Source organism: Occultella glacieicola (genome assembly GCF_004353825.1).
Taxonomy (GTDB): domain Bacteria; phylum Actinomycetota; class Actinomycetes; order Actinomycetales; family Beutenbergiaceae; genus Occultella; species Occultella glacieicola.
This window is the reverse complement of the sequence record NZ_SMNA01000005.1, coordinates 355,955-374,317: the sequence shown is the minus strand read 5'-3', so window position 1 is coordinate 374,317 and position 18,363 is coordinate 355,955. Positions and strand designations below refer to the sequence as shown.

The following is an 18,363-nucleotide window of genomic DNA, read 5'->3' as shown; positions in this document are numbered from 1 at the left end:
GAGGTACCTTCCCTCGGGTGACTGAACAGTTCTCCCCCGACTCCCCCCAGCATTCCGATGCCACGCCCGTGGTGACGGTGATCCAGCACCAGGACAACGTGCCCCTCGACCGGCTCGAGCCGTGGCTCGCCGACGTCGCCGTCCGGATCGTGCGTCCCGACCGTGGTGAGGATCTGCCCCCCGCCGACGAGCTCGACGGGCTGATCGTGCTCGGCGGCAGCAGCAACGCCTACGACGCCGAGTCGGCGCCCTGGCTGGCCCAGGAGGGCGACCTCATGCTCGCCGCCATCGAGCGGGAGGTGCCGGTGCTCGGCATCTGCCTCGGCGCCCAGGTGCTCGCGGTCGCCGGTGGCGGCCAGGTCAGCGTGAACGCTCCCAGCGGGCCCGAGCGCGGGATCATCGAGGTCCGGATGCGCCCGGACGCCGCCGCGGACCCGGTCCTCGGCGGGGTGGTCACGGCCCTCGGCCGCACCGTGCCGGCGCCGTCCATGCACGACGACGCGATCACCTCGCTGCCGGACGGGGCGGTGTGGCTCGCGAGCTCGGCGACGTACCCGTTCCAGGCGTTCCGGCTCGGCAGCGCCCTCGGCGTCCAGTTCCACCCCGAGGCGGGCCCGGACCTCATGCATGAGTGGGCCTCCCGGCACCCGGACACCGACCTCGAGGCGCTCGCGGCCGGGCTGGCCGCGTCGGCCGACGACCTGCCGACGCTGGCCCAGGAGATCGCCGAGGGCTTCGTGGCCCAGGTGCTCGGCGCCCGCGACCGCGTCGCCTGAGCAGAACGGGTCCGGCCCCGGACCGAGGCAGCACCCTCCCGCAGGAGGAGGATCCACGAGCCTTCCTCGGGCGGGAGGCGCTGCCTGACTGCGGGAGGTCCTGCCTGAGGGCCGGGGGTGCTGCATGACGACCGGAGGCTCGGGTCAGTCGCCCGAGATCGAACCGGCGCCGTTGATCTCCTCGGTCACCTCGGCGCCGCCGGTGTGGGTGATGTCCCCGGCGCCGGAGACCGTCGCGTCCAGAGTGCCGGTCACCCAGACGTCCATGCTGCCGGCGCCGGAGACCGTCGCGACGGCGTGCTCGGACTCGAGTTCCCCGCCCACGTAGTCGCCGGCGCCGGCGATCGTGACGCTCTGGTTCACGGCCGTGCCGAGGAGTTCCACGCTGCCGGCGCCCGAGACGGTGACGGTCAGGTCCACCACGTCCACGCCCTCGATCCGGACGTCGCCGGCGCCGCGGATGTCCAGGGTGAGGGACTCACCCGGGGCGATCTCGCCGTCGATCGCGCCGGCGCCGGAGATGCTGAGTGCCTCGACCGCGGGCAGGGTCACCTCGTAGTCGAGTTGGCCCCGGTTGCCGAAGAACGCGAAGCCGCCCTCGTTACTGAGGACGAGCACGCCGTCGCGGTTCTCGGTGCGGATGTCCTCCAGCGTGCGCTCGTGGGCCGTGACCAGGAGTTCCGGGGTGTCGCCGACCTCCAGGTAGAGGTCCCCGCTGCCCTCGACCTCGACAGCGCGGGTATCGGCGTCGACGTCCCGTTCCTCGGTGACCCGGGGGCCCGACGAGGTGCATCCGGCCAGCGCCAGGGACAGGCCTGCGACAGCGGTGACGATGGCGACGCGCGAGCGGTGCATTGGTTCCTCCGAAGTTGGTGGCCCGCCCCTCCAGCGGGCCACCACCACCCTCTCAGCCGGGGCCGCCTGGCGTCATGGGGGATCTCCCCCGATCCGACCCTGAGGTGAGTCCGGGTTCGCCCAGGGTGCCCCCCGAGGGACCACGACCTCCACCGCCGTCGCTGGGTCGTCGTGCGGCGCTGGTCATCGGGCGCGCAGCGCCCCGTCGAACCAGCCGGTGATCGTGGCAGGGTGGGTGATCGCGGTGCCGACCACCACCGCGAACGCCCCCGCGTCGGCCGCAGCCCTGGCCTGCGCGGGGGTGTGGATCCGACCCTCGGCCACCACGGCAACCCCGGGCAGCGCCTGCACCACCTCCGCGAGCAGGTTCAGGTCCGGTCCGTCGGTACGCGGCCGGGCGTCGGTGTACCCCGCAAGGGTGGTCCCGATGATGTCGGCGCCCCCCTCGGCCGCGGCCACCGCAGCGGCGAGGGTGTCACAGTCGGCCATGATCGGGGCGTCGGACTCCTCCCGGACCCGCCGCACCGTCTCGGCGAAACTCAGGCCGTCCGGGCGGGGCCGCACCGTGCCGTCGAGGGCGAGGATGTCCGCACCGGCGGCGAGGACCGCCCGGCAGTGCCGCAGCGTCGGGCTGATGAACACGCCGTCATCGCCGTCCTTCCAGATGCCGATCACCGGCACGTCCACGCGGCCGGCCACCAGCTGCACGTCGGCCAGGCCCTGAGCCCGCACGGCGACCGCGCCGCCGTCGACCACGGCTGCGGCGACCTGTGCCATCGTCTCCGGGTGCCGCATCGGCTCGCCGGGGTAGGCCTGGCAGGAGACGATCAGGCCGCCGCGCAGCGGTTCGAGCATGGGGTGGGTCATGGATGCCTTCCCTCCGAGGTGGACCGGGCCAAGTCTGCCGTGTCGTCGGCCCCGGGGCGGGAATCGGGTTGGCTCGCCGGCGCCGGCATGCCAGGGTGAAGCGATGCGGGCAACTTGGGACAGCGACCACGTCCTGCTGGATCAGCGCGTCGTGGCGGACGTGGACCGGTCGTTCTGGTCCGAGCGCGCGAGCGTCGTCATCGAAGGCGTGCCCTGGGAGTTCGGCAAGGACGGCTCCGAGCGGACCGGCACCATCGTGGGGGAGCCGGCGCCGCGGTGCCGAGCCGCCCGGCCGAGCTTCTGGCGCCAGAACTGGGTGATCGCCATCGGCCCCACCACCAGATACGAGATCGCACCCGAGGGGGCGTTCCGGCGCAACTACGTGGTGACCCGAGACGGGCGGCCGATCGGGTCCAGCGGCGTCGGCGGGTTCTGGTCGGTCAAGCCGACGCTGGACGTCACCGATGACGTACCGGTCACCGACGCCGTCTTCCTGCTCTGGATCGCGTTTCTGATGCGGTCCCGGGCGAACCAGGCCGCCAGCCAGGCCGGGTGAGGCTTGTCGGCGTCACGGGGTCACGGGAACGTACGTGCGGGCCGTCTTCGGGTTCAGCAGGTCCACGAGCGCGGCGTTGCGGACGAGACGCAGTCGCGACACCGACGACGTGCGTGGGCCGGCGAGTCGATCTGGGGGTCGACCCGTCCGCCGAGTCACAGGCTATCTACCGCAGTCTCCTGCAGGACACCGGCCGAAGGGCGACGTCCCGGCACTAGGGTCGTGGACCGGAGGGGTATTGATGACCGACAGAATGGCCGACGGGGCCGTGGGACCGGGCAACATCGTTCTGATCTGCGTGGACCAGTGGCGCGGGGACGCCCTGTCCGTGGCAGGCCATCCGGTGGTGCGAACCCCGCATCTGGATGCCCTCGCACGCTCGGGCACCAGGTTCACCAGCGCGTACTCGGCGACCCCCACCTGTACGCCCGCGCGGGCCGCCCTGTTCACCGGGCAGTCCCAGGAGCGGCACGGTCGGGTCGGCTACCGGGACGGGGTGCCCTTCCACCGCGCGCATCCGGTCACCCTCGCCGGAGAACTCTCCCGCGCCGGGTACCAGACCCAGGCGATCGGGAAGATGCACGTCTACCCCGAGCGGTCCCGCGCCGGCTTCGACGACGTCCGTCTTCACGACGGGTACCTGCACCACGCCCGGCGTCGGGGCGCGAACGGTCCCGCGCCGGCGGACGACTACCTGACCTGGCTGCACCGTCAGGACGGGCAGGCCGCGGCGGACTACACCGAGACCGGGCTGAACTGCAACTCCGTCGTTGCCCGGCCGTGGGACAAGGCCGAACACCTGCACCCGACGAACTGGGTCGTCTCGGAGTCGCTGGACTGGCTGGACCGGCGCGACCCGACCGTGCCCTTCTTCCTCTACATGTCCTTCCACCGCCCGCACCCGCCATACGACCCGCCGTCGTGGGCATTCGAGCAGTACCTCGCGGCCGAGCCCACCGAGCCGGTGGTCGGGGACTGGACGGGCGACCTCGAGGCGTTCCGCACCGACGGCGTCCACGACGCGTTCGTCGGTCGGATGGATCCGGTCACGCATCACCGCGCGAGGGCCGGGTACTACGGCCACATGGCGCATATCGACGTCCAGATCAACAGGTTCCTGGAGGCCCTGGGCGAGCACGGCCTGGCCCGGGACACCACGATCGTGTTCGTCTCCGATCACGGCGAGATGATGGGTGACCACGACCTGTACCGCAAGGGTTTCCCGTACCAGGGCTCCGCCGGGATCCCGATGCTGATCTCCTCGCCGCGGCACCCGGGTGGCGTGGTGCGGGACGAGGTGGTCGAGTTGCGGGACATCATGCCGACGCTGCTCGACCTCGCCGGCGCACCGGTGCCCGACTCGGTGGACGGTCGCAGCCTGGTGCCGTTGCTCGAACCTGATTCCGCCCCGCCGTGGCGGGAGGTGCTGCACGGCGAACACACCCTGCTCAAGCAGTCGCTGCAGTGGCTCACCGACGGGCGCCGCAAGTATGTGTGGCTCTCCGGCGAGGGCCTCGAGCAGTTCTTCGACCTGGTCGAGGACCCGCAGGAGACCCGCAACCTCGCTGCCGACCCGACCCGTGCCGGTGAGGTGGCAATCTGGCGGGCGCGGCTCGTGGAGGCATTGACGGACCGCGAGGAAGGGTACGTCCTCGACGGGGGACTGGTACCCGGACGGACGCCGATCACGGAGTTCGCGTGGGTGCGTGACCTGATCGGGTGAGGTCCGGGTCCACCCCAGGGGTGCCGCCCGGTCGCGTCAGCCGGCGTCCTCCACTGTGGCCAGGTCCTCGGCGTCGATGATCGTGTAGGCGTAGCCCTGCTCGGCGAGGAAGCGCTGCCGGTGCGCGGCGAACTCCTGGTCCACCGTGTCCCGCGTGACCACGGCGTAGAAGTGGGCCGTGCGCCCGTCCGCCTTCGGTCGCATCACCCGGCCGAGCCGCTGGGCCTCCTCCTGCCGGGACCCGAACGACCCGGACACCTGGATCGCCACCGCGGCCTCGGGCAGGTCGATCGAGAAATTCGCGACCTTGCTGACCACGAGCGTGGTGATCTCCCCGGTGCGGAATGCCGCGAACAGACGTTGCCGCTCCGGCACGGTGGTGGCGCCGGTGATCACCGGCGCGCCGACCTTCTCGCCCAGCTCCTCGAGCTGGTCGAGGTACTGGCCGATGATCAGGATCTGCTCGCCGTCGTGCTTGGCGACCAACTGGCGGACCACGTCCAGCTTGCCCTTCGCCGTCGCCGCCATCCGGTAGCGGTCCTCCGGTTCGGCGACCGCGTAGGCCATCCGGGCGTGGTGCGGCATGTCCAGGCGGACCTCGATGCACTCGGCCGGGGCGATGTAGCCCTGCGCCTCGATGTCCTTCCACGGGGCGTCGTAGCGCTTCGGCCCGATCAGGGAGAACACCTCGTCCTCGCGGCCGTCCTCGCGGACCAGGGTAGCGGTCAGGCCGAGCCGGCGGCGGGCCTGCAGGTCCGCCGTCATCCGGAAGATCGGCGCCGGCAGCAGGTGCACCTCGTCGTAGAGGATCAGGCCCCAGTCGCGGGCGTCGAGCAGCTCCAGGTGGGTGTAGACGCCCTTGCGGCGGGTGGTCAGCACCTGGTAGGTCGCGATCGTGACCGGCTTGACCTCCTTGCGGGAGCCGGAGTACTCGCCGATCTCGTCCTCGGTCAGGGTGGTGCGCTTGACCAGCTCGTCGCGCCACTGCCGGGCGCTCACGGTGTTCGTGACCAGGATCAGGGTGGTCGTGCCGGACTGCGCCATCGCCCCGGCGCCGACGATCGTCTTGCCGGCACCGCAGGGCAGCACCACCACACCGGAGCCGCCATGCCAGAAGCTCTCGACGGCCTCGTTCTGGTAGGTGCGCATCGACCAGCCGTCCTCGTCGAGGCCGATCTCGTGGGCCTCGCCGTCGACGTAACCGGCGAGGTCCTCGGCGGGCCAGCCGAGCTTGACCAGGACCTGCTTGAGGTGGCCGCGTTCGCTGGGGTGGACCACGACCGAGCGCTCGTCCAGGCGGGCGCCGACCAGGCCGGCGGTGCGCTTGGACTTGAGCACCTCCTCCAGCACCGGGACGTCCGTGGCGGTGAGCACCAGCCCGTGCGCGGGGTCGGAGGTCAGCTGCAGCCGGCCGTACCGGGACATCGTCTCGGCGATGTCGACCAGCAGGTTGTGCGGCACCGGGTAGCGGGAGTACTCGAGCAGGGTGTTGATGACCTGCTCGGCGTCGTGGCCGGCGGCGCGGGCGTTCCAGAGGCCGAGCGGGGTGAGCCGATAGGTGTGGATGTGCTCGGGCGCGCGCTCGAGCTCGGCGAACGGGGCGATGGCGCGGCGGCACGGGCCGGCCAGCGCGTGGTCGATCTCGAGCAGGAGGGACTTGTCGGACTGAACGATCAGGGGGCCATCAGGCATCCTTCCATTCTCCACCACCCTCGCCCTTGTTGGGCCGGGGTGTGAGCAACCCGACTCAGCCCAGCAGGTGGGTGAGGTCCGCGCCCGTGGTGACCTCCGCCGTCGGGAGTCCCGGCCGGTACAGTCGGGCGCCGGTGGCCTCGCCACCGAGCGTCAGCCGGTCGGCGCTGCGCCGCAACCAGGTGCCCTCGCGCATCGCGAGGACCGGGACGGTGTTCTCCTCGAGGTACTGCTGGAGGCGCTCGTCGCGGGTCTCGCCCTGGTGCGTCGAGCCCGGGTCCGGGTCGAGGTAGTGCGGGTTGATCTGGAACGGCACCAGGCCGATCCCTTCGAACGAGACCGGCTCCACGATCGGCATGTCGTTCGTGGTCCGGATGCTCGGCGTCGCCACGTTCGTGCCCGCGCTCGAGCCGAGGTACCGCAGGCCGCGTGCGACGGCGTCCCTGATCGCCCCGAGGAGACCGCGCCGTTGCAGCTGGTCCAGCAGGCGGAACGAGTTGCCGCCGCCCACGAACACGGCGTCCAACCCGTCGAGCGGGCTGCGGACGCGCTCGTGCAGTCCGACCACCTCGACGTCGAGGAAGGCGAGCCCGCGGCGCGCCTGCGCCGTGTACGCGTCATGGTCGGCGAGCGCGAACGGGACGAACCCGACCCGCTCGACGCCCGCGAACGTCTCGGCGATCGCTTCCCGGGCGTGCTCCAGGTAGGCCCGGCCAGGGGCCGTGGAGTTGGACAGCAGCAGGAGTTCCATCGTGGCCTCTCGAGTGAGGTTCGCGACGGCGATCATCGCGGGTTCCATCGTGCCATCGCGGGAGGTGCGCTGCTGGTGAGGGTCAGCTATCAGGCCGGCAAGGGGTCCTCGTCGCCCCGGCGCGGCACGGTCCGACGGCGGAGAGTCGGTCGGACAGGTCGGCCGGCCACCAAGTGACCCTCGGAGACAAAACCCTCCTCGCGGCCTCGGAGCACTCCGACGAGCACGTCGCGCCATCGCCCGACGCGTGCCTCCGTACCGGGCGAGGAGACGAGGTCGTGCGACTCGGTCGGGTCGGCGTCGAGGTCGAAAAACTGCTCGTGGCCCGTCCCGCTCCACCAGACGTACTTCTCGTGGCCGTCGGTGAGCCACTGGAAGGACTGTCCCAGGAGCGTGTGCTCGCCGTGGAGCCACGGCCGCGGATCGGCGGCGTCGAGGGTCGACGGCAGGAAGCTGCGCCCCTCGACAGTCTCCGGGACGCCGAGACCCGCGGCCTCCAGCAGTGTGGGCATGACGTCACCCAGCTCGACGACGTCGTCGCGCACTTCGCCGGCGGGGACGCCCGGACCATGAAGGATCAGCGGGATCCGCGCCGACCCTTCGTACGGGAATCCCTTGCGGAACAGGTGGTGGTCGCCGAGCATCTCGCCGTGGTCGGAGAGGAAACAGATCACCGTGTTCTCCCGCAGGCCGCGATGCGCCAACTCCTCGAGCAGGAAGTTGATCTGAGAATCCACGTGGCTCATGTGCCCGTAATACCCGGCTCGCGCTCGCCGGAGCGTCTTGTCCGAGACCTCGCCGACGAACGCCGTCGGATCCCAGGGCTTCGCCCACTCGGCGAGCCCGGCCGTCCAGTCCCCGACCGGCGGATCGGGCATCTCCGCGTCGATGTACTGCTCGAAGGCCCACGCCGGAGGGTCGTACGGTGGATGCGGGGCGTTGAACGAGGCGAACAGGAAGAACGGCTTCGTGGAGTCTCGCCGCCGCAGGAAGTCGGCCGACTCGCTGGCGACGAAGTTCGTGGGGTGGAGGTGCTCGGGCTTGTCCCACGGCCGGGCCACCCATGAGTTGGAGTCGATCCCGTGGTCGAAGAAGGTCGCATCCCGACCGAGCCGCAGCCTGAGCCAGGGCAGGTAGTCGTCGACGAGATCTGGGTCCAGTCCGCGCCGGCGCGCAGACCGGAGGATACCCAGGGGTGAGTGCAGGATGACGTTCTGGAATCCCAGCTGCGCGCGCTCCGGGAACACGTGCATCTTGCCGACGGCCTGCGTCTGGTAGCCGTTCCGCGTGAACTCGCCGGCCAGCGTCGTCGGGTAGTCCCACGGCACGTGGTCCTCGTACCCGACACGGCCGTGCGTGATCGGACGCAGCCCCGTCATCAGCGATGCCCGCGCCGGGGTGCACGTCGGCGTCGCGGAGTACGCCTTCGTGTAGCGCGTGCCCTGCCCCGCGAGTCGGTCGAGGAACGGCGTGCTCACCGTGGGATGCCCCGCGACGGAGAGGCAGTCGCCACGCCACTGGTCAGCCATGATCAGCAGCACGTTCGGGCGAGCGTCCGGTCTCATCGGTCGCGATCCTCCTGCGCTCGTTCGTCGATGGTCGGCGACGCGGCGTCCTCGCCGTTGCTCACGACGCGGATCCCGCGGTTCGGACGGGTGCCGGGACGGCGTCGGGCTGCCCTGCCCGCCGGATCTCGTCCGGCCAGGCGAGCGGCACACCGAGCTGACCCACGAGCAAACCTTGGAACGCGCGTAGTTCGTCCTCGCGGGCCAGGACTGTCGCCGGCGCCGAACCGGTGGCGAGACACCGCGCGGCCAGCGCGCCCGCGGCCTCCCCGATCGACCACTCCACCGGATGGAGGCGGTACGCCCCGTTCGTGATGTGCGTCGTCCCGATGTTCTTGTTCGCAGCGAGCAGGTTCGCGGTCCCGACCGGGATGAGGGCACCGAGCGGGATCTGGAACGGGAACGAGGCGATGTCGACGTACGTCCGACCCGACGTCGAGGGGTGCAGGTCGATTCGGTAGTGCCCGATCCCGACGGTGTCGGCGAACACCTCGGCCCCCTCCCCGGCGCCGCGCATCTCACAGCCGATGTGCGCCTCGGTCACGGTGAACAACGCCTTGATGCGCCGCGACTCGCGGATGTACGCCGCTCGTGCGAGCCCGTCGTCAGTGCCCAGGACGTTGCCCGTGAGCCGCAGCTCCGGGTAGCCGTGCCCGCCGTCCGACCGAGGCGCCGCCGTCTGAACCCAGTGCACGAACGACAGCGTGAGGTCGCGCGCCGCGAGCTCGGCCTGCTGGCGCGTCTGCGGAGGCACGCCCAGGAGCGGCAGCTCCCAGTAGTCGATCTGCGGCCAGTTGACGAGTGTGATCTCGCCACCGGGATAGTCCGGCTCGAGGTGCCGACGGGCCACGATGCGGCGGTAGTGCCAGAGGTCGCGGTCTGCCTCGTGGACCGCGGCCTCCGGCGTGCTCGCGAAGAGCGGCCGGTACCGCTCCTCCAGCGTGATCGGGTGGACGTCGTTCCACGACAGCTGCGATCCCGGCCAGCGCGGATCCACCGTGTCGCGCCAGTGCGTGTAACCGGCAGGCTCCGGGATGACATGCGACTCGCCCGGCCGGTACTCCAGAGCGGCGCACCACGTGATGGCCTGCTGGTCCATCGGGTCCGCAACCTCGGGTGCGTGCAGTTCGCCGGTCTGGGCACGCGACTCCGCGCCGATGACGTGCGGCACTCCTCCCAGCTCGAGAAGATCACCGAGCTCGGTCGCGTCCAGCACGATCGACCCCGCAAGCACCCGCCGCTCGTCCGTCGCGAGATCTCGCACGGTCACCGAGGTGATCCGGTCCCCCGACCGGATGGCCGAGACGGGCTCGTGCCGCCGCAGCACCGTGAGGCGACCCTCGGCGAGCCACCCCGCGAGCATGTCGTCCAGGACCGCCGCAGCCACTCGCGGCTCGTGGCTCAGCGCGGAGACGAACGCAGCGCCCGGGTTGAGGCGCTCGTCGGCCTGGGCCTCGGGCGTCAAGGGGTAGTGGCGCCGGTAGTGCTCGCGGACCCGGTCGCGAAGTTCCCGGTAGCCCGCAGAGGAGAAGTCCTCGATCCACGGGTTCTCGTCCGGCGGGACCGCCTGAGAGGTGAGCTGACCGCCGAGCCAGCCCTCGGCCTCGGTGAGGATGACCGAGGCCCCGAGCGTGAGGGCGGCGCGGGCCGCTGCCACACCCCCCAATCCGCCACCGATGATGAGGACGTCTGCGCTGTCGTACGGCACGTGAAGGGTCTCGCTTTCCGTTCGGATGTGGTGTGTGGGAATGAGGTCGGAGCGACGTCGCGGCGTCAGCCCTTGATCCCGCCCTCGGCGAGACCGGAGATGAAGCCCCGCTGGTTCACGAGGAACACCACCAGCACTGGGATCGTCACGAGGATCGTGGCGGCCATGAGCGCGCCGTACTTGACGTCCCCGCTTGACGCGAACGTCGTGATCGCGAGCTGGACGGTCGTGCTGCGCTCCGACGTCGAGACGACGAGCGGCCAGAGGAAGTCGTCCCAAACTCCGGTGAAGGAGAAGACGGCCACGAGCGCCAGCAGCGGCTTGGCCATCGGCAGATAGATCTGCGCGAAGATCCGCAGCTCGCCGGCGCCGTCGATCCGCGCCGCCTCCGCGAAGCCGCGGTCCATCGACGCGAAGTACTGCCGCGACAGGAAGATGTTCATCGTCCCGACGAGGTAGGGGAGCATGAGTCCTCCCACCGAGTCGAGCAAGCCGCTGCCGCCGCTGCCGAAGATGTCGTTGCCACCTGCGAGCGGGAAGTTCTTCGCCATGAGGAACAGCGGGATCAGCGTCACAGATCCCGGGATCGCGACGGTGGACAGCAAGCCGTAGAAGACGATGGAGCTGCCGCGGAAGGGCAGGTGCGCGAAGGCGTAGCCCGCTATCACCGGGACGATGCAGTTGGTCAGTACCGCCACGACCGTCACGAGCGTGGAGTTCGCGAACGCCGTGTCGAGATTGGCGGCCTGCACGGCGATCCTGAAGTTCTCGACAGTCGGCTCCGCGGGGATCAGGCTGACCGACTGTCCCTCTGGAGTGAACGCGAGGCTGATCATCCACCAGAACGGGAACAGGACGGCCAGGGTGACCAGCGCCAGCGTGAGCGCTCGGGGCCACACGGGGTCCCGGGGGCGACGACGGACCGGCGCGTCCAGTGATGCCGCTGGTACTGCAGATCTGAGGGCCATCTCAGCTTCGCCTTCCTTGTCCGACGCGGATCGCGACGATCGTGAACGCCGCGATGAACGCGAACAGCACGAACGCCATCGCCGAGGCGCTGCCCATCTGGTTGTACTGGAAGGCCTCGGTGTAGATGAGGTAGTTCACGGTCGTCGTGCTCCCGTACGGCCCGCCCTGAGTGAGCACGAAGATCTCGGGGAATCCCTGGGCGAGGAAGATGATGTCCATCGCGACGACGTAGGTCAGCATCGGCCGGAGCCCGGGCAGCGTGACAGCACGGAACTGCTGCCAGGCGTTCGCGCCGTCCATCCTGGCTGCCTCGTACAAGTCCTTCGGCACCGTCTGGAGGCCGGCGAGCAGGAGCACCATGTTGCTCCCGAGCGCCTTCCAGATGCGCATCGCCGAGACCGCGTTGAGGGCGGCGTCCTGGGTCGTGAGCCACCGTTGGGGCGCGAGGCCCAGGAAGTCCAGCACCTGGTTGACGAGCCCGCTGTCGGAGTAGATCCAGAGCCACACCATGCTGACGGCAGTCAGCGAGACGACGTGCGGCACGTACAGGCCGGTCCGGAACAGCCCGACGCCCCGGAACACCCGGTTGGACAGCAGCGCGAGGCCGAGCGCTATCGCGACAGTGAACGGAAGTACCTGGAGCACGTACCGCCCGGTGATGCCCATCGCCCGTGCGAACGACGCGTCCGTGAAGATCGACGCGTAGTTGTCCCAGCCGATGAACTCCGGACCCCCTCTGTCCAGGGGCGAGTAGTCACTGAAGCTGAGCACCAGGCCGTACGCGACCGGGATGAACTGGAAGACGACGACGTACAGCGCGGCGGGGATGACGAACAGCATCCCCATCCGGGCCATGGGGCTGCGGAGCCTGGTGCGCTTGCGCTGTGTCGGCCGTACGCCGGCCGGGGTCTCCGGCCGGCGCCCGGCGGTCTCAAGAGCCTGCGGCAATGATCTCATCCACTTCCGACGCCGATTGGTCCAGAGCCTCGGCGGGGTCGGCCTCGCCATGCAGGGCGCGCTCGAGGTGCTGGCCCATAGCGTCACGCATCTGGACCCAGCCAGGCACGTTCGGGTTCCCGTGGGCGTACGGGAGCGCCTCGACGGCCGTCACGAGCGCCGGGTTCGACGTGATGTAGTCCGAGTCGATCGCCGAGGCGTGGATCGGGAGCTGGCCGAGCTCCTGGGCGTACGCAAGGTTGGTCTCGGGCTCGACCATCGAGGCGACGAACTCCCAGGCCAGGTCGGGAACCTCGCTGTCCGCGTTGATCATGAGGCCGTTGCCCGGCCCGCCGAACGTCCCTGGCTCGGACCCCTCGAACGCGGGCGGCGGCATGAGCCGCAGGTCGCGATCCGGAGCCGCCGCCTGGTAGTCGACGATCGCACCCGCGCTGACGAGCTGCATGGACGCGGTGCCCGCGACGACCGGCTGCTCGCCCACGGGCAGCGCCGACCACTCGACGCCGAGCATGCCGTCGACGGGGTCCTCGCCCTGGTAGAGATCGGCGAAGTACTGGAGGGCCTCGACCCCCTCCGGCGAGTTCATCACCGCCTCCGTGCCATCCTCGTTCAGGAAGTCGCCGCCGTTCGACCACAACAACGTGGCGAACGACTGCTGGTTGGCGATCGGCTGGCTCCCGAGCAGGAGGCCGGACCGCGTGATCTGATCGTCGTCCCTCACCGTGAGCTGTTCGGCCGCCTCGTGGACCTCCTCCCAGGTTGCCGGGGGTGCCTCCGGGTCGAGGCCTGCCTCGGTGAAGTCCGCACCGGAGTAGACGAGCAACCTCGCGGTCATGATGAGCGGAACCATGTACGGCGTTCCGCCCACCTCGCCGCCCTCCAGCGCCACCGAGATGTCGTCGCGCAGTTCTGGGTCCATCTCGTCGATGTACGAGGAGAGGTCGAGGACACGTTCGTTCGCGGCAAGGTCCGCCGTTGCCGCCACGCCGTGGCCGATGACGTCGGGCGCGGTGCCGGCCGCGAAAGCCGCGTTCAGCTTGGGCGACAGGTCGGGCCAGTCCACGAACGTGACCTCGACCTGGGCACCCGTCTCCTCCTCGAACGCGGGCACGATCGTGTCGTTGACCAGGGCCATCTCGGCCTCGCTCTTGCCCGGGAACCACACGACCAGCGTCTCGCCCGAGGCGTCACCGCTATCGCTGTCCTCCCCGCTGTCGCCGGCGTTCCCGCTGCCGCATGCTGCCACCAGGGACACTGCCGCGACCGCGGCCGCGATGCCGGTCCACGTGCGCACGGGCACTCGTCGTGTGCGTCTCATCTGCTCTTCCTCTCGTGATGGTGATGTAGCGATCGTCGGTGCGCCGGCGTCGGAGCCGGTCACACCCCCGGCGCCGGTGCACCGAGCGTGCCGCCCGGCCGGAACGTGCAGTTCAGTCGTTCGTGGTGGGTGGGCTCCTGGCGGCCATCGAGGACGTCCAGCAGCAGCTCGACGGCACGGGCCCCCATCTCTCTGCGCGGCACCAGGAGATGGGTCCAGTCGTGTGACGCAGCGCTCGGATCGGTGATCGAGTCGAGTCCGACGACGGAGAGATCGCCCGGGATGTCGACGCCGAGCTCGTCGACGCGTTCCGCAACCTCCTCCAGTACCCCCGTGCTCTCGACCAGCAACACCGTCGCCCCGCCGTCCATGACCTGCCGGATCCAGGACGCTTCCACCTCGCCGGCGCCGGCCCACGTCTCCGCTACCACGGCCATGCCCAGTTCGGCGGCGCCGGCCCGGAACCCCTCGCGGCGCTCGAGCCGCGGCTCCGCGCGGTCGCGAAGTCCGAGATAGGCGACCTCACGGTGACCGAGAGCGTGGACGCGGCTCATGACATCCCGGACGGCGGCGGCGTACTCGGCGGAGACGTACGGCCCGAGCGTGGCCGCCCGCTCGCGACGACCCACGAAGACGAACCGGTAACCCTCGTCCGCGAGCCGGACGAGTTCGTCGTCGTGCTGCTCGAACCCAAGAATGATTGCGCCGTCAGCGATCCGCAGGCGGTTGCGACCCTCGTGAAAGATGTTCGCCTGACCGGTGTGCTGGTGGATCGACGTGAACAGCACGAGGTCGTGGCCCGCTCGGACCGCCCCCTGCTCGATCCCGACGAGGATCTCCTCGTAGTACGACTCCCGACCCGTCGGAAACAACGGCTCGAAGGCATGAACACCGATCAGTCGGTTGCGACCGCCCCGAAGGGCTCGGGCGGTGACGTTCGGGACGTAGCCGAGCTCACGGGCCGCGTCCATGATCTTCTGTTCGGTCTCAGGGTTGATGCCGTAGTCGGCCGTCTTGCCGTTGAGCGCGAGCGAGACGGTCGTCTGGGAGACGCCTGCCAACTTCGCGATGTCGAGCTGACGGGGTCGCGCGGCGGCCATCGACGCTCTCCTTCCAATTCGAATTAGATCGTCACGTTAGGCATAGGTCTCAACTGCGTCAATAGTGTTCACTCGGAATTCGCCTTACTAATTTGAATTAGATTGTTGACAGTCGCACGCGGGCCTCGCAAGGGTTGTCCGCAGGCCGGTCGACGGGGTCGGCATGACGAAGGAGAGTCGCCATGTCCGGCACCAGTCCACGACGCCTCAGCCGCCGCGGGTTCCTCGGATACACGGGCATCGGCGCGGCAGCCGTCATCGTCGGCACCGGATGGTCGGACGAGGCAGCTGCGACACCGCGCCTGCGCGAGTACCCGTTCACTCTCGGTGTCGCGTCCGGCGACCCCCTGCCCGACGGCGTCGTGCTCTGGACGCGGCTCGCCCTCGACCCCCTTGCGCCGGACGGCGCCGGCGGCATGCCATCCCGGCCCGTGCCGGTCCGCTATCAGGTTGCGACCGACGAACGCTTTCGCCGGATCGTCCGCGCCGGCCACGTTCTCGCGACGCCCGAGCTCGGCCACTCCGTGCACCCTGAGGTCACGGGTCTCGAGCCTGGACGGGAGTACTTCTACCGCTTCATGGTCGGTCGCGACGTCTCACCGGTAGGCCGTACCCGCACAGCTCCAGCGCCAGGCGAGATGCCGGGCTCGACCTCGTTCGCGATCGTGTCCTGTCAGAGCTACGAGGCGGGCTACTACACCGGCTTCCAGCACATGGCCGAGGAAGACCTCGACCTCGTGGTCCATCTCGGCGACTACATCTACGAGAAGTCCTACGTGCCCGAGCCGATCCTGCACGACGGAACACCGATGCCGGACTACCTGCGCACCGAGTGCTTCGATCTTCCCCGCTACCGGCTGCAGTACGCCCTGTACAAGGCTGATCCCCATCTGCAGGCCGCGCACGCCATGTGCCCCTGGCTCGTGACGTTCGACGACCACGAGGTCGAGAACAACTGGCTCGCCGGCCGCTCCGAGGTGGACGACGAGCCTGACCAGGACCCGGCGGTCTTCGCGCAACGCAAGGCCGACGCCTTCCAGGCGATGTACGAGAACCTGCCCCTGCGCCACACACAGATGCCGTCCGGTCCGAACATCCGGATCCACCGGCGCATCGGCTACGGCGCGCTGGCCGACTTCACGATGCTCGACGGGCGCCAGTACCGGTCCGAACGCGGCCGGGACGACCCGTCCGCCACAATGCTCGGCGGGGCCCAGCGCGACTGGCTCGTCGAGGGGTTCTCGTCATCGCCCGCCCGCTGGCAGATCATCGGCAACCAGCAACCGATGGCGCAGCTCGACAGCAACCCCGACCCGGCCGTCGAGACTTTCGCGGCGGCCTGGGACAACTACAACGTCGAACGCGAGCAGGTCCTGACCGAGGCGTACGAACGCGGCGTCGACAATCTCGTCGTCGTCACCGGCGACCGGCACAGCAACTACTTCATGGACCTCAAGGCGGACTACTCCAACCCGGACTCACCCGTCGTCGGCACCGAGATCGTCGGGACCTCGATCGCCAGCAACCGGGACGGCGCCGACATGCTGCCCGTCGGCGAGAACTACCTCGCAGCGAACCCGCACATGAAGTTCTGCAACTTCCAGCGCGGCTACTCGCGCGTGACGATGACACCGGACACCCTGACGAACGACTTCCGCGTCATGCCCTATATCTCGACGCCCGACGCGCCGATCAGCACACGGGCGAGCTACGTCGTCGTCGACGGCGTACCGGGTGGCGTCAGTGTCTGACCGCGCCACCACCTCGGAGCAGCTGCTGCCCCTGCCCCTCCGGCACGAACCGCGTCCCGGCTCGCTCGTGCTCGGGCCGGACACCACGCTCGGCGCGGACGGGCCGGCTCGCGAGCACGCGTGGCTGCTCGCGGAGTACCTCGGCGAGGCCGGAGTCCGGGCGCCCGTGCTCGGCGCCGAGAGTCCCGGCGCAACGATCGCGCTGCGCATCGACCCCGCTGTCTCGCGGGATGGCGAGGGTTACCGCATCACTGTGACGCCCGAGCGTGCCGACCTCGTGGGGGCGTCCGAGGACGGCCTCGCCCGCGGACTCCAGGCACTGCGGCAGTTGCTGCCCCCTCACGCGCTGCGCCGCTCACCCGTCGGCGGCGAGGTGTCGATCGCATGCTGCCTCGTCGAGGACGCGCCGCGCTTCGGCTGGCGCGGCGTCCACCTGGACGTGGCCCGCCACTTCATGCCGCGCGAGTTCGTGCTGCGGTTCATCGATCTCGCGGCGCTGCACCGCTTGAACGTCGTGCACCTGCACCTCACCGACGACCAGGGTTGGCGGCTCGACGTGCCGTCGTGGCCGCTGCTCGCGGAGCGGGCGTCGTGGCGTGCTGAGACGGTGATCGGCCGCCACGGCCACGACGCCGGGTTCGACGGGACGCCCCATGGCGGTTTCTACTCGGCCGACGACGTCCGGGAGATCGTCGAGTTCGCGAGACGGCGGCGCGTCACGATCGTCCCGGAGGTGGACCTCCCCGGCCATGTGCAGTCGGTGCTCGCCGCGTACCCGGAGCTCGGCAACAACGGTGATCCGGTCGAGGTGCGGACCACCTGGGGCATCTCGGACCACGTCCTCGCGCCGACCGAGGCGGCTCTGCGGTTCGCCCGCGACGTGCTCGACGTCGTCGTCGATCTCTTCCCCAGTCCGTGGATCCACATCGGGGGTGACGAGGTGCCCCGCACGCAGTGGCGAGCGAGCCCGGCCGCCGCCGAGCGCGCGACGGGGCTCGGGCTGGCATCGGTGGACGAGCTGCAGAGCTGGTTCCTGCGCGAGGTCCACCGGCACGTCACCGCTCACGGGCGGAGCGTGGTGGGCTGGGACGAGGTGCTCGAGGACGGCGGCATGCCGAGCGACACCGTCGTGATGTCCTGGCGTGGCGTCGAACCGGGACTGCACGCCCTGGAGCGCGCCCACGACGTCGTGATGTGCCCCAAGTGGACGACGTACCTCGACTACGCCTCCTCGGACGACGAAGACGAGCCGCTCGCGCCCCGCCGGACGATCACGCTCGAGGACATCGCCGCCTGGGAGCCGGTGCCGCCCGAGGCGGACGGCCTGACCGGTCGGATCCTCGGGGTGCAGGGACAGCTCTGGACGGAGTACATGCCGACGCCACGCGAGGTCGAGTACATGGCGTTCCCGCGGCTCGCCGCGATCGCCGAGGCGGGGTGGTCCTCTGCCGAGCGCCGAGGCGCCGTGGCCCTGCCGGAACGGATCCCGTACCACCTGCGGCGGCTCGACGCGCTGGGCGTCAACTACCGCCCGCCGGACGGCCCGCGGCCGTGGCAACGCGGCGGGACCGGGCGCCGTCGTCGTGCCTGAGAGGCAGGGTCGGCGAGGTCGGTCGCATCCCGTGAGCCGAAGGCCCAGCCACGATGAGCTCCAGTCCCAACATCCCGGGTGAGTGGGTGGGGCGGGCGGATACGTCGACGTGAGGTTGGCGCGACATCATTCGGTGGTCGTGACGGTTGGAGTACGTCGCCCAGTCGAGGACGGCGCACCTCAC

At 70.2% G+C, this 18,363-nt stretch carries 15 protein-coding genes; 5 read left to right on the top strand and 10 right to left on the bottom strand.

Translation table 11 applies throughout. The features are described from left to right. Window positions 1-17 precede the first annotated feature (17 nt). Window positions 18-776, top strand: a complete 759-nt coding sequence (locus EXU48_RS12055) for a type 1 glutamine amidotransferase (RefSeq protein ID WP_133107892.1) — start codon at window positions 18-20, stop codon at window positions 774-776. Between the two features lie 144 nt (window positions 777-920). Here EXU48_RS12055 and EXU48_RS12050 read toward each other — a convergent pair whose 3' ends face one another. Both EXU48_RS12050 and EXU48_RS12045 read right to left on the bottom strand, forming a co-directional pair. Next, window positions 921-1,631 (bottom strand): head GIN domain-containing protein, encoded by a 711-nt coding sequence (locus tag EXU48_RS12050; protein WP_133107891.1) that lies wholly within the window; start codon window positions 1,629-1,631, stop codon window positions 921-923. Window positions 1,632-1,814: 183 nt separating this feature from the next. After that, window positions 1,815-2,498 carry an N-acetylmannosamine-6-phosphate 2-epimerase gene (locus EXU48_RS12045; protein ID WP_133107890.1) on the bottom strand — a complete coding sequence of 228 codons (684 nt, stop codon included), beginning with the start codon at window positions 2,496-2,498 and terminating at the stop codon, window positions 1,815-1,817. Window positions 2,499-2,601: 103 nt separating this feature from the next. Here EXU48_RS12045 and EXU48_RS12040 point away from each other — a divergent pair, with 103 nt between their 5' ends. Beyond that, complete coding sequence (locus EXU48_RS12040; protein WP_133107889.1) at window positions 2,602-3,054, top strand: hypothetical protein; 453 nt, start codon at window positions 2,602-2,604, stop codon at window positions 3,052-3,054. 241 nt (window positions 3,055-3,295) lie between these two features. Then, a complete protein-coding gene (locus tag EXU48_RS12035; protein WP_235856984.1) occupies window positions 3,296-4,777 on the top strand; it encodes an arylsulfatase in 1,482 nt (493 codons plus the stop codon). 36 nt (window positions 4,778-4,813) lie between these two features. Here EXU48_RS12035 and EXU48_RS12030 read toward each other — a convergent pair whose 3' ends face one another. The 8 genes from EXU48_RS12030 to EXU48_RS11995 form a co-directional block, all read right to left on the bottom strand. Beyond that, entirely contained in the window at window positions 4,814-6,469 is a 1,656-nt protein-coding gene (locus tag EXU48_RS12030) for a DNA repair helicase XPB (RefSeq protein ID WP_133107888.1), read from the bottom strand. A 55-nt stretch (window positions 6,470-6,524) separates the two neighbouring features. Then, window positions 6,525-7,268, bottom strand: a complete 744-nt coding sequence (pepE, locus tag EXU48_RS12025; protein ID WP_207947709.1) for a dipeptidase PepE — start codon at window positions 7,266-7,268, stop codon at window positions 6,525-6,527. A 41-nt stretch (window positions 7,269-7,309) separates the two neighbouring features. Beyond that, window positions 7,310-8,785 (bottom strand): arylsulfatase, encoded by a 1,476-nt coding sequence (locus EXU48_RS12020; RefSeq protein ID WP_133107887.1) that lies wholly within the window; start codon window positions 8,783-8,785, stop codon window positions 7,310-7,312. Between the two features lie 61 nt (window positions 8,786-8,846). Next, complete coding sequence (locus EXU48_RS12015; RefSeq protein ID WP_133107886.1) at window positions 8,847-10,493, bottom strand: FAD-dependent oxidoreductase; 1,647 nt, start codon at window positions 10,491-10,493, stop codon at window positions 8,847-8,849. 65 nt (window positions 10,494-10,558) lie between these two features. Further along, window positions 10,559-11,461 carry a carbohydrate ABC transporter permease gene (locus EXU48_RS12010; RefSeq protein WP_133107885.1) on the bottom strand — a complete coding sequence of 301 codons (903 nt, stop codon included), beginning with the start codon at window positions 11,459-11,461 and terminating at the stop codon, window positions 10,559-10,561. 1 nt (window position 11,462) lies between these two features. After that, a complete protein-coding gene (locus EXU48_RS12005) occupies window positions 11,463-12,410 on the bottom strand; it encodes a carbohydrate ABC transporter permease (RefSeq protein WP_165962783.1) in 948 nt (315 codons plus the stop codon). Then, window positions 12,394-13,737, bottom strand: coding sequence for an ABC transporter substrate-binding protein (locus tag EXU48_RS12000; protein ID WP_133107883.1), 1,344 nt, complete (start codon window positions 13,735-13,737; stop codon window positions 12,394-12,396). The genes EXU48_RS12005 and EXU48_RS12000 overlap by 17 nt, the downstream gene beginning before the upstream one ends. 59 nt (window positions 13,738-13,796) lie before the next feature. Beyond that, window positions 13,797-14,837 (bottom strand): LacI family DNA-binding transcriptional regulator, encoded by a 1,041-nt coding sequence (locus EXU48_RS11995; protein ID WP_133107882.1) that lies wholly within the window; start codon window positions 14,835-14,837, stop codon window positions 13,797-13,799. A 182-nt stretch (window positions 14,838-15,019) separates the two neighbouring features. Here EXU48_RS11995 and EXU48_RS11990 point away from each other — a divergent pair, with 182 nt between their 5' ends. Both EXU48_RS11990 and EXU48_RS11985 read left to right on the top strand, forming a co-directional pair. Then, window positions 15,020-16,588 carry an alkaline phosphatase D family protein gene (locus EXU48_RS11990; protein WP_133107881.1) on the top strand — a complete coding sequence of 523 codons (1,569 nt, stop codon included), beginning with the start codon at window positions 15,020-15,022 and terminating at the stop codon, window positions 16,586-16,588. After that, a complete protein-coding gene (locus tag EXU48_RS11985; RefSeq protein ID WP_235856983.1) occupies window positions 16,581-18,179 on the top strand; it encodes a beta-N-acetylhexosaminidase in 1,599 nt (532 codons plus the stop codon). Before EXU48_RS11990 ends, EXU48_RS11985 begins: the two co-directional genes overlap by 8 nt. The last annotated feature ends 184 nt before the right edge of the window (window positions 18,180-18,363 follow it).